We start from the raw sequence: 10,947 nt of genomic DNA, 5'->3' as shown, positions 1-10,947 counted from the left end.
GGTTGCAACCAATGAATTCTACTTTAAGTTCGATTCACCGCTCCCGGATGATTTTCTCGGCCGTTTCATTTTCTTCTCTCTCACCAAACGGAAGTCGCTGGATAAATGAAGGCGGTCAATACTTTTCCGATCAACGCGTTTCACTTTAATTTAATATTTCTCTAATAAATCTATGCCCTAATAGTACAAAATTCACATTTTACTGTCAAGTACTTTTTAAAAATAATGTTGATAATTCTTTTCATAACCGCAGCGGGTACAATATTTGGCATCCGGGGTCATGGCGCCACAATTGACGCAGAAACTAGTTTGATAATGTTCTGCCCCATTATCTTCAAAGAGCTTTTCGCCACACTCGCTACAAAAACTGCCAAAAGGTACTTCAGCGCCACAATGTGCACAAACTAAACGTTCAAACGTCATTTCCATGGTTCATCATCCTTTCTACCACTGGTACTGTTCCACTATGATTGATCAAGTAAAATTCAGGTTATCTGCATTGTCATGATGACTTTATTCAATTATCAAAGAGCGTTTCTTTTCTCCCTCTATAGAGAGAAAAGCAATTATAAATTCGAAAGTCATGCTGAGAGATAGGTACGCAAACAACAAAAAAGCGCCCACTAAGATCTAATGAAAGATCTTAAGGACGCTGTTGCGTGTTACCACCTTTAGTTTGCAATGCTGTTGCCAGGATTACCTCTGCCGCGCACAAGACACTAACTGGCAGAAGGGTCTTTCAAAAAACAAAAGATCAAACGAGCTGTCGCGCAGGACGCCGCTCATCCCAGAAAGTGCTGATACGTTGGCGCGATAATGGGCGCTCCCAATCCTACCTACTCTTGTGATGTTTCTGAGAAAAATCACATTTTAGCGGATAGCTCAAAGGCTACTTTCGCCATCATCAGTACTGCCCCTCTCAGCTAACAGGACTCTCTGTGTAACTACTGATAACAACTACTTCTCCTTGTCAAAGCATTTGTTTCGAATTGAATTGTTGAGACTAATGTACCACGCACAAAACACCTCGTCAACACTAAAATGAGATTATTTATGAGAAAATCGATTTGACAAATGAGTGTTAAGTGATAATCTTCTAATTAATCAAAGCTTGAGTTACTTTTTTTGAAGATATTTTTAATACGGGAGTTGAGTATAATGAGTGACACGTTGAATTTTGAAATCAGCGGCGACGATATGCAAAAACGTAGTGACGAAATTACCGTCGGTACTGATCGTGCGCCAGGCCGTAGTTTGCTGTATGCCACAGGCCGTGTAAAAGATCCTGAAGATATGAAAAAACCGTTTATCGCAATTTGTAATTCCTATATTGAAATCATTCCAGGCCACGTCCATTTACGGGAACTCGCTGAAATCGCGAAAGAAGAAATCCGTAAAGCAGGCGGGATCCCATTTGAATTCAATACAATTGGCGTTGATGATGGGATTGCCATGGGCCACATTGGCATGCGCTATTCCTTACCTAGCCGGGAAATCATCGCTGACGCTGCTGAAACTGTGATCAACGCCCATTGGTTTGACGGCGTCTTATTCATGCCTAGCTGTGACAAGATCACCCCTGGGATGTTAATGGCTGCTGCTCGCACCAATGTCCCAGCTGCCTTCGTTTCTGGCGGCCCAATGAAAGCCGGCTTAGATCCAAATGGGAAAGCCGCTACCTTATCCACCGTCTTTGAAGCCGTTGGTGCGTTTAAAGATGGCAAAATGAGCAAGGAAGACTTCTTGGAATTAGAACGTCATGCTTGCCCTGGTTGTGGCTCTTGTGCTGGGATGTACACAGCAAACTCTATGAACTCCCTGATGGAAGCCATTGGGATGGCATTGCCTTACAACGGGACTGCTTTGGCTATCTCTCAAGAACGCCGCGACTTAGTTCGTGCCGCTGCGCGTCGGGTCATGGAAAATGTTAAGAACAACTTGAAACCACGGGATATTATGACCAAAGAGGCCTTTGACGATGCGTTTGCCTTAGATATGGCCATGGGCGGTTCAACCAATACCGTTTTACATGGCTTAGCCATTGCCCATGAAGCTGGTATTCCTTACAAGGAAGAAGACATTAACGCCATTGCTAAAAAGACCCCACATTTGGCTAAAATCGCGCCTTCTTCTTCATACACCATGGAAGAAGTTCACGAAGCCGGTGGGATTCCTGCCATCATGAATGAATTGATCGAAAAAGGTGGCATTTTGCATCCTGATCGGCCAACCGTCACTGGGAAAACCATTCGCGAAAACGTGGCTGGTGCCCATACGTTGAACCCTGAAGTTATTCGGCCATTGGACAATCCTTATTCACCAGAAGGTGGCTTGTCTGTTCTTTACGGGAATATCGCTAAAGAAGGCTCTGTGATCAAAGTCGCCGGCGTTGACCCTGACATTCACAAGTTTGTCGGGAAAGCCATTTGCTTCGATTCACATGACGCGGCTGTTGCTGGTATCGATGATGGGACTGTTAAGGCTGGTGACGTGGTTGTCATTCGCTATGAAGGTCCTAAAGGTGGCCCTGGTATGCCAGAAATGTTAAATCCAACTTCCAACATTATCGGCCGGGGCTTAGGTCGCACAGTCGCCTTGATCACAGATGGGCGCTTTTCAGGTGCAACCCACGGTATTTGTGCGGGGCACATCTCACCTGAAGCCGCTGCTGGTGGTGAAATTGCCTTGATTGAAGATGGCGATGAAATTACCATCGACTTAACCAACCGTAAGTTAGACGTTAATGTGACAGAAGCAGAATTTGCTGAACGCCGGAAACATTTGAAACCTTTCCAACCAAAGGTTCGCTTCGGCTACTTAGCCCGTTACCAATACTTGGTCACTTCAGCCAGCACTGGCGGTATCATGTTAGGTGCCGACGAATTATTTGGTCAAGCTGACCAAAACAAGTAACGCTATTTTAAATTTGGACATGTAAAGGAGGCCCATCCCATGACAGAAACTGAAACAGCAGCCCAACCGGTCACTGATTTAAAAGACCGCATGCTCACCGCACTGGAAAGTGTCATTGATCCTGAACTCGGTTGTGATCTGGTCAATTTAGGCCTCATTTACGGTTTGAGCTTAACAGATGGCGTGGCAACTGTTACCATGACCTTAACCACAATGGGCTGTCCCATTACACAGGTCTTACAAAATATGATTGAAACAGCACTCAGTAAGTTACCGGAAATTGATGATGTTCAAGTCAAGCTCGTTTGGGAGCCTGCTTGGACACCTGAAAAAATGAGTCGGTATGCCCGTTTAGCACTTGGCTATTACGGTTCATAAACGTTCACTTAAAGTGACTGAAAGCGTGGTTCTTGAGTCTATTTTGACCTAAGAACCATGCTTTTTTATTTTAGAAAAGGTTGTGATCACATTGCAGCAAACTAGCACTTGGCAGCATAATTTAAGGTATTTATGGTTCGGAAATTTCATGACAGGCATGGGTTTTTCGATGACCATGCCCTTTCTGCCTTTATTTATTCAAACCTTAGGTCATTTTGGCAAGTGGCAGCTCAATTTATTAAGCGGCACCGCTTTTGCCGTTACCTTCTTGGCCAAGGCCATCGTCTCCCCTTATTGGGGAAAATTAGCCGATCAATACGGTCGGAAGCCCATGTGTCTCCGTGCGTCACTGGGAATGACGGTGACGATCACCGCCTGTGGGTTAGTGCCTAACGTCACTTGGCTGATTGTTTTTCGCGTGATCCAAGGGGTCTTTTCAGGCTACATTAACAATGCAAACGCCATTGTTGCCGCTAGTGTCCCGCATGAAAAAAGTGGGAAAGCCTTAGGCACATTGGCCACCGGTAACGTGGTCGGTACCTTACTGGGCCCACTGTTAGGCGGCGTTTTAGCCGGGGCTGCCGGCTATCGTTCTGCTTTTCTCGTCACTGGGGTCATGATGTTCGCAACGTTTTTAATGACCTTATTTTGTGTTCACGAAACCTTTACCCCTGTTAAAAAAGACGAACTGGTCCCCACCAAACAAGTTTTCAAACAATTGCGCTACCCTCATTTGATCTGGGGCCTGTTTATCACCACCTTGGTGATTCAAGCCGCTAGTATGTCGGTTACCCCCATCATCAGTTTGTTAATTGGCGAGTTGGTCCATCACCAAGGCAACGTGGCACTGGTTAGTGGGATTATTGCGGCCTTGCCAGGCTTAGTCACCTTAATCGCATCACCACTACTCGGCAGTTTAAGTGACCGGGTTGGGCCTGAGCGTGTTTTGATCGGCGGCCTGATCGGTGCTGTGATTATTTTCATTCCCATGAGTTTTGTTCAAAACGTGTGGCAGTTAGGGATCTTACGGTTGTTATTAGGCATTTCCGATGCGGCGTTATTACCAGCGATCCAAGCCTTAATGGCCTTTTACGTCCCTCAAAACGCATTCGGTCGTATTTTTAGTTATAACCAATCCTTTCAGGCCTTGGGCAGTGTCAGCGGGCCCATGCTCGGCTCTGTCATTGCCAGCCTATTTGACTACCGCGGCGTGTTTATGATGACTGCTTGTTTGGAAGTGTTTAACTTAGTGTTGCTATTACCTGCCACACGGCCACTGCGCCGCAAAGCAGCTGTGTCAAAATAATTCGAAGCGGCTATTGTTGTCCGCTTCTTTTTTATGCTAAGCTTAGTCACAAAATAGTCTCAACAGAAAGAGGTGCGCTTATGCGTAAACTGTGGCGCTGGTTCTGGCTGATCGTTGGGATCGTTGCGATTGCTTTAGGCCTCACTGGCAATTATTTTTATAACGTTGCCATTGTGCCAGGTCAAAAATCATTTATTAAAAAAACAAAACCTTTGCGAAAAAGCGATCCACTTTATGCGGGTAAACTTTGGTATCAAAACGTCGCCAAAGAAACTTGGCACATCACTGCCGCCCATAGCAAATTAAAGCTCGTGGCAAATTACATTCCAGCAGCCCATACCACCCAAAAAACGGCGCTGGTGATTCACGGCTTTAACGGTAATAAAAGCGAAATGGGCGCTTATGCCGCCATGTTTCATCAAATGGGTTACAACGTGTTGGTCCCTGATTTACGAGGCCAAGGCGACAGTCAAGGCAACGTCGTGGGCTTTGGCTGGTTGGACCGACTAGATGATTTAAAATGGGTCAACAAGATTATTGCCGAAAATGGCTCACATAGCCAAATTGTAATGTTCGGTATTAGTATGGGGGCCAGCAGCGTGGTCATGGCCAGTGGTGAAAATGTGCCTGCACAAGTTAAAGCCATGGTGGTAGACTCACCTTTTACCACAGCCGATGCTGAGATCAGTCATCAGGCGAAAGCCCTTTATGGATTGCCGCGTTGGCCTTTGGTCCCAGTTACCAGCCTGGTGACAAAATTGCGAGCAGGCTATTCCTTTAAAGAAGCAGATGGCCTGAAAGCCGTTCGACGCAATAAAACGCCGATTTTCTTCATTGCTGGGTTAAAAGATACCTTTGTCCCTTACAAAATGAGTGAGCAACTTTACCATGCCACTAAGGCACCTAAAGCGATTTGGTTCGTGCCTAAGGCCAAGCATGTTATGGCTTTCAGCAAACAACCACAAGTTTACCCGTTACGGGTGCAACAGTTTTTAGCCAAATATGTCCATTAAAAAAGAGCTTCAATGCGAAGCTCTTTTTTTAATGCTTATGGTAACAAGGTAAACAATGCTGCACCGATAATCCCACCAACAATTGGTCCCAAAACCGGGATCCAACTGTATGACCAATCAGAAGTGCCTTTATTCGCAATCGGTAACCAGGCGTGGGCCAACCGTGGGCCTAAGTCCCGGGCTGGGTTAATGGCATAACCGGTGGTGCCCCCTAAAGATAACCCAATGGCGGTGATCAAGATGCCAACGCCAATGGGATTCAACCCGTCGGTCCATTGACCGCGAGTAAATGTTAACAGTCCAAAAACTAAAATCAGCGTGCCAAAAGCTTCACTGAAAAAGTTAGCCCAAGGTTTGCGAATCGCAGGTCCTGTGGCGAAAACACCTAAAATTGCTGGCGCGTCTTTGGTTGCTGCCCAATGCGGATAATATTGTAACCAAACAAAGACCCCACCTAAAAAGCCACCGATCAATTGGGCAATCACAAATGGTAATACGCTAGACCACGGGAACTTGCCAATCACTGCAAAGCCAATGGTCACCGCTGGGTTTAAATGTGCTGGGCCGAGAAACGCTGAAGCATAAACCCCTAAGGTCACCGCTAAGCCCCAACCTAACGTAATGGCGATCCAACCTGCGCCTTCTGCCTTCGAACGCTTTAGGGAAACCCCGGCGACAACGCCATCCCCTAACACCACTAAAATAAAGGTCCCAATCAATTCGCCTAATGCCTGTGTCATCACACTTGTATCCATTTCCTTACTGCTACCTCCTAAATACGCTAATGTACCTTTGCTACGCAAAGATCTTATTTCCGGAGGATGTCCAGTCTTGTGGCGTTAATTCGCACCGCAAGACACATGGCACCTCCTAGAATTACGCGTTACAGCGCAATTCGTATTCTTGGGCTTCAATAATCATCAAATAATGCCAATATAAGTAAGCCCTTACAAAGTATACTGATTGTGTAGGCCATAATGCAAATTTTTTTCAAAAAGCCATTATTTTTCTAGCAAAAAGCGTCGGTCGCCTAATCGACTGAACCAGCGCTTTGCCAAAGCTGCGTACAAATTTGATGGGTTAATAGACTGCTGGTTGGCGACACTGGATTAGCAGTCCCGTGAGCCACCGCCTTTAAAAAGGCGTTGATCAATGGCGCGAAGCCACGCTGCTCCAACGTTGGCGTCCAGTCCGATAAGACTGTTTGCTGCTGTTGTGGCCCTTGTTGCTGTGTTAACCGAGCGAGATCCTGCACTTGCCAAATACCACTAGGACCTTGTAACGTAGCCGTTTCAGTATTACTGCCTGCTTGCAAATTCATACTGGCCAAAACGGTTCGTTGCGGCGTGTCAAGCAATACTCGCGCCCGTTGTAACTGACCAGCGGTGACATTGCATTGATAGGTGGCGTGTGTCAGGTCTGTTCTGGTGAGATCGGCCAAATAAACCGCTGTATCGACCACATGCGTCATGAGATCAAACAACATGTATTTGACAGGCCCGACATCGTTTTGACGATTTTTCTGAACCATGATTTGATTACTTTGAAATGCCTGTTGCTGTAATTGCTGGTTTAATGGTGCAAACCGCCGATTAAAACCTGCCGTTAACAACAACTGCTTTCGGTCTGCCAATGCGTAAAGGGCCTGTACTTCCGCAAAATCTTCACTGACAGGTTTGTCCACGTAAACATGCACACCAGCTTCCAAAAATTGACGCACATACGCACCGTGCGTTGCAGTTGGCGTATGAATAAACACGGCATCCAACGGTTCTGCTACCAGTTGCGCCACATTGGTGGTGCTGTGCGGAAAGTGGTAACGTTGTTGCAGCTGGTCTAATTTAGCTTGATTGCGCGTGCATAAATACCAGTCGACTTGATCCTGTAGCCCTGCAAAAACGGGTAAGTAGGCCTTTTGTGCGATACCACCTAACCCAAGGACACCAACTTTTAACATTTAATCCCCTTCATTTCCTGGTTGGCCTTGCCAAAACCGTGTTAAATTTTGAATCAATTGCTTTTGCATCACTGGCACTGATAAATGATGGCGCTGCGCTAAGACTTGGGTGACGGCTTGCAACCGTTCTGTATAAGCCTTTAACGTTAATTCTTGATTTAGCGCCCAACTCATCCCGCCAAGACCATCTGATTCAATGAGCACCTGCGTTAACGGTACCTTTTGAATCAACGTTTGAATCGCAGCCTCTTGGCTAAATGACGGTCCAATGCTGAAATAACAGCCTAAATCAATCAATTGCTTTAAACCCGTTAGATCATCATACCAATGAATCAAATAGGTATTAAAATAAGCCCGCATGGTTTGCAGCGTGAGCTCATTAGGCCCTTTGGTATGGATGATCACCGGTTTATGTTGCTTTTCAGCATAAGCCAATTGTTGTGTAAAAATCGGTTGTTGCTGTGTCAAAGGCACTTTCGTCCAAACATTATCCAAACCGATCTCACCGATGATATCCACTTGATCCAAAATCGGTTGCATCTCGGCAAACGTCAGCTGATCAGCTTGCCAGGGATGAATGCCGGCTGATAACTGAATGTGGGGCGCCTTTTCAACCCAATGTTGATTTTGTTCAAATTCAGCTGGTGTGCCACAATTTAATGTGGCGTAGACTCGCTGTCGTTTTAAATACTGTACAAACTGCGCTGTTTCGCTGTGACAATGCGCATCGATCAATGGCATGTCGCCTCATCCTCTTTCTATTTCAACAATGCCGGTGTAATTAAGCCTTCAATCACTGCCGCGATCACTAAACCTGGCACGACGATCAATAAATATTGGCGCCCTAGGGCCGTTAAAAATGGCCGTAATGGCAACTGTCCTACCCAATCATTCTGGTGACGTCGCCAATTTTCACTGCGACTGCGGATATAATAATTTAATTCACTGGCAATGCCCCCTGCTAGGGCCAAACAGGAAATCTCAATCAGGCCATGGGGTAATAAACCCGTTAAAATCAAATGGCCCAGCGCTTGATGTTGCATTTGTGCTAAGTACAGCACCAGCCCAATACTCCCAGCTGTTAACGTTAAATTATACCAATATAAAAATGGCAACGGGATCAAACCCACCAAAATCACAACCAATGCCGCAAGCTCATTATGGCGTAAGATTTGCCAAACCAAGGGCCAACCCGTTGTTGGGGTGATATTGCGAAAGGCTTGTTGTAACAAGTGATCCAGCCCTTTGATCTCAGGATGGGTCCAACTGAATAACCCGTAAACGCCGGCAGCAATCAGCAATACCGCCAACCAACCACCGACCAGTGCGCGCCACAAATAACCCCGACGCCAACGCTTAAATTTTTCCATACATGCCTCCACAACAATAAACCGCAAGTAGTCAACCTACCTGCGGTTTATGTTAAGCTTTTTTCTGAAGTTGTTCATTTTGAAGGTTGGTTTTAACCACCAACACATCTGTGATTGCATTCCGATTGACATAGGATGCTACTGAACCCACTAATACCCGTTCAACGGCATTTAAGCCAGTCGCCCCGATCATGATCAAATCGTTCTTGTGCTCTGCTGGGAAATCTCTGGCAATAACGGTTTTCGGATTTCCAAAACGAATGTGGATCGCAACATCAGTAAAGTTTTGCTTTTCGCGAATCTCTTTGACCAACCGATCCAAATAAGTCTTAACATCTTCCGACATTTTATAGATGACGTCCCCATCGACAAAGCTTGAATAACTGACCTCAAACTGTTGCGTGGCTAAAACATCCAGCACATCCAAATGTGCCCCGTTCCGCTTTGCGACATCGACGGCCTTGTGTAAGGCAAGTTCAGCTTCCTTAGACCCGTCAACTGGTACTAAAATATTATGATATTCTTGTAACATGGTTGTCAGCCCCTTTCACAACTTGTTGCTACTTTAATTATAAAGGGTTTGGCTTAAAATTGCATGTTATCTCATGATTTCGTGTAAGTCTTTAGCCCATCCGTGACTAATTCGGCCACCACTTTTTGATAATTAGCCGATTGAATGTAAGTAAAATCGGTATCACTGTTAATGTAACCCATTTCGAGTAACACAGCTGGCATGGTACTGTCCCGAATCACTTGGAAGTTGCCATAAGCAGTCCCACGGTTCGTTAGGGCTAAGGCGTTTAAACTTTTCGACAACGTAGCTGCCAGACTTTTACTAAACGAATGGTAGTAATAAGCGGTAAAGCCTGAGGCCGTATTGGCAGTGTCCGTGGAATCAAAATGGAAACTAATAAATAAATTGGCACCATCTTTGTTCGCAAGTGCCGGCCGGCTGGCTAAGGCCACGGTTTGATCACTACTACGCGTCATGATCACCCGAGTATATTGATTTTTTAATTGTTGTTGGAGAGCCAATGCCATTTTTAACGTATACGTTTTTTCCATAGCATTGCTGGTTGATAGTGCGCCTGAATCACTGCCGCCATGGCCCGCATCGATGACGATGGTTTCTTCAGCCAGATGATTGCTGGTGCTGGTTGCGTTATAATTGCTGTGGATCAGCCATGACGGCACCCATCCACGATGACCACTGACGATCACATGGTACCAACCATTCTTTTCGCCGACTTTCGTCACAGTTTTGGTGCCATTGATCGTGGTCACCGCGCTACTACTCGGCGTTGCTTGTTGCCGTAGTATAATGGCAGGCGCTGTAATCGTGATTTTTTGACGATTGGTAAACTGGTGCAGGCCTACGATCAAAATCCCCAGTCCTGCGATCAGGATCACCACGCGTAATAAAATTAATAAATTTGGCTCACTTAAATAGCCTTTACGTTGAAAACGCACACGATCACCTACTTTTCTCATTGAGCTATTTTAGCATAGCGTGCCATAAAATAAGCTTAAACCTGACCGGTGCTGATTCGCCTTAACAAAAATATAAGGAAGTGGTCTTATGCCCCTTGAACCCCAACAAATGCAATCATTAAAACAGCAAATGCAGCAGGCTGCTGCCACAAATCCCTTGCTGATCTACCGTGCGGTCCAACCCAAAACGCAGCAACAATTTTACCAAGTCGCCAATCAACAGCGTTTTGAACACTTACAACAACTTTTAGGTCAACAGTACACGTTAACCATTGCCAAACAACCCTTAGCGGTTACAGAAACTTTGGTCTATTGGGCATTAGCCGAAATGGCCCTGCATGATGACCCGACGAAGCCTGAACAACAACAGCATTTTAAGGTTTTAACCAACCGCGTTTTAACCGAAAATAATTTTCCAGAAAACACCTAAATGATTTCAAAAAAATCTCAATTTTTCCTCGTTTATTCGTTCAAAATAAGGTACGCTAAAGAGAGTTTCATAAACTTTTAACAGAGGCA

The 10,947-nt window shown here is 45.5% G+C and carries 12 protein-coding genes and 1 other annotated feature (1 of these 13 running past the window's edge); of the genes, 5 read left to right on the top strand and 7 right to left on the bottom strand.

Going from position 1 to position 10,947, the window contains the following annotated elements:
- Positions 1–143, bottom strand: a binding site (T-box leader); it reaches 108 nt to the left of the window's first position.
- Between the two features lie 73 nt (positions 144–216).
- Positions 217–429: a double zinc ribbon domain-containing protein gene (locus FC07_RS05620; RefSeq protein WP_057904149.1), complete on the bottom strand. Its 213-nt coding sequence runs from the start codon at positions 427–429 to the stop codon at positions 217–219.
- Between the two features lie 729 nt (positions 430–1,158).
- On the opposite strand from FC07_RS05620, the gene ilvD reads away from it, so the two are divergent.
- The 4 genes from ilvD to FC07_RS05600 all read left to right on the top strand — a co-directional run bounded on the left by ilvD (position 1,159) and on the right by FC07_RS05600 (position 5,610).
- Positions 1,159–2,913: a dihydroxy-acid dehydratase gene (gene ilvD / locus FC07_RS05615; RefSeq protein WP_057904148.1), complete on the top strand. Its 1,755-nt coding sequence runs from the start codon at positions 1,159–1,161 to the stop codon at positions 2,911–2,913.
- Positions 2,914–2,952: 39 nt separating this feature from the next.
- Positions 2,953–3,291 (top strand): metal-sulfur cluster assembly factor, encoded by a 339-nt coding sequence (locus FC07_RS05610; RefSeq protein ID WP_057904147.1) that lies wholly within the window; start codon positions 2,953–2,955, stop codon positions 3,289–3,291.
- Positions 3,292–3,382: 91 nt separating this feature from the next.
- Positions 3,383–4,597 (top strand): MFS transporter, encoded by a 1,215-nt coding sequence (locus FC07_RS05605; protein WP_057904146.1) that lies wholly within the window; start codon positions 3,383–3,385, stop codon positions 4,595–4,597.
- A gap of 80 nt (positions 4,598–4,677) precedes the next feature.
- Positions 4,678–5,610 (top strand): alpha/beta hydrolase, encoded by a 933-nt coding sequence (locus FC07_RS05600; RefSeq protein WP_057904145.1) that lies wholly within the window; start codon positions 4,678–4,680, stop codon positions 5,608–5,610.
- A 35-nt stretch (positions 5,611–5,645) separates the two neighbouring features.
- Here the strand turns inward: FC07_RS05600 and FC07_RS05595 are convergent, their stop codons facing one another.
- The 6 genes from FC07_RS05595 to FC07_RS05570 all read right to left on the bottom strand — a co-directional run bounded on the left by FC07_RS05595 (position 5,646) and on the right by FC07_RS05570 (position 10,407).
- Complete coding sequence (locus FC07_RS05595; protein WP_155797879.1) at positions 5,646–6,353, bottom strand: MIP/aquaporin family protein; 708 nt, start codon at positions 6,351–6,353, stop codon at positions 5,646–5,648.
- A 287-nt stretch (positions 6,354–6,640) separates the two neighbouring features.
- Positions 6,641–7,567: a Gfo/Idh/MocA family protein gene (locus tag FC07_RS05590; RefSeq protein ID WP_057904143.1), complete on the bottom strand. Its 927-nt coding sequence runs from the start codon at positions 7,565–7,567 to the stop codon at positions 6,641–6,643.
- Complete coding sequence (locus FC07_RS05585; protein ID WP_057904142.1) at positions 7,568–8,308, bottom strand: TatD family hydrolase; 741 nt, start codon at positions 8,306–8,308, stop codon at positions 7,568–7,570.
- 17 nt (positions 8,309–8,325) lie between these two features.
- Positions 8,326–8,937, bottom strand: a complete 612-nt coding sequence (locus FC07_RS05580) for a stage II sporulation protein M (RefSeq protein WP_057904141.1) — start codon at positions 8,935–8,937, stop codon at positions 8,326–8,328.
- A 52-nt stretch (positions 8,938–8,989) separates the two neighbouring features.
- Positions 8,990–9,469: a universal stress protein gene (locus FC07_RS05575; protein ID WP_057904140.1), complete on the bottom strand. Its 480-nt coding sequence runs from the start codon at positions 9,467–9,469 to the stop codon at positions 8,990–8,992.
- A 71-nt stretch (positions 9,470–9,540) separates the two neighbouring features.
- Positions 9,541–10,407 carry an N-acetylmuramoyl-L-alanine amidase gene (locus tag FC07_RS05570; protein WP_235807465.1) on the bottom strand — a complete coding sequence of 289 codons (867 nt, stop codon included), beginning with the start codon at positions 10,405–10,407 and terminating at the stop codon, positions 9,541–9,543.
- Between the two features lie 109 nt (positions 10,408–10,516).
- Here FC07_RS05570 and FC07_RS05565 point away from each other — a divergent pair, with 109 nt between their 5' ends.
- Positions 10,517–10,858: a hypothetical protein gene (locus FC07_RS05565; protein ID WP_057904138.1), complete on the top strand. Its 342-nt coding sequence runs from the start codon at positions 10,517–10,519 to the stop codon at positions 10,856–10,858.
- Positions 10,859–10,947: the final 89 nt, after the last annotated feature.

Origin of the sequence: Loigolactobacillus bifermentans DSM 20003 (assembly GCF_001434575.1) — a bacterium.
GTDB lineage: Bacteria > Bacillota > Bacilli > Lactobacillales > Lactobacillaceae > Loigolactobacillus > Loigolactobacillus bifermentans.
This window is presented reverse-complemented; position numbering and strand designations above follow the sequence as displayed.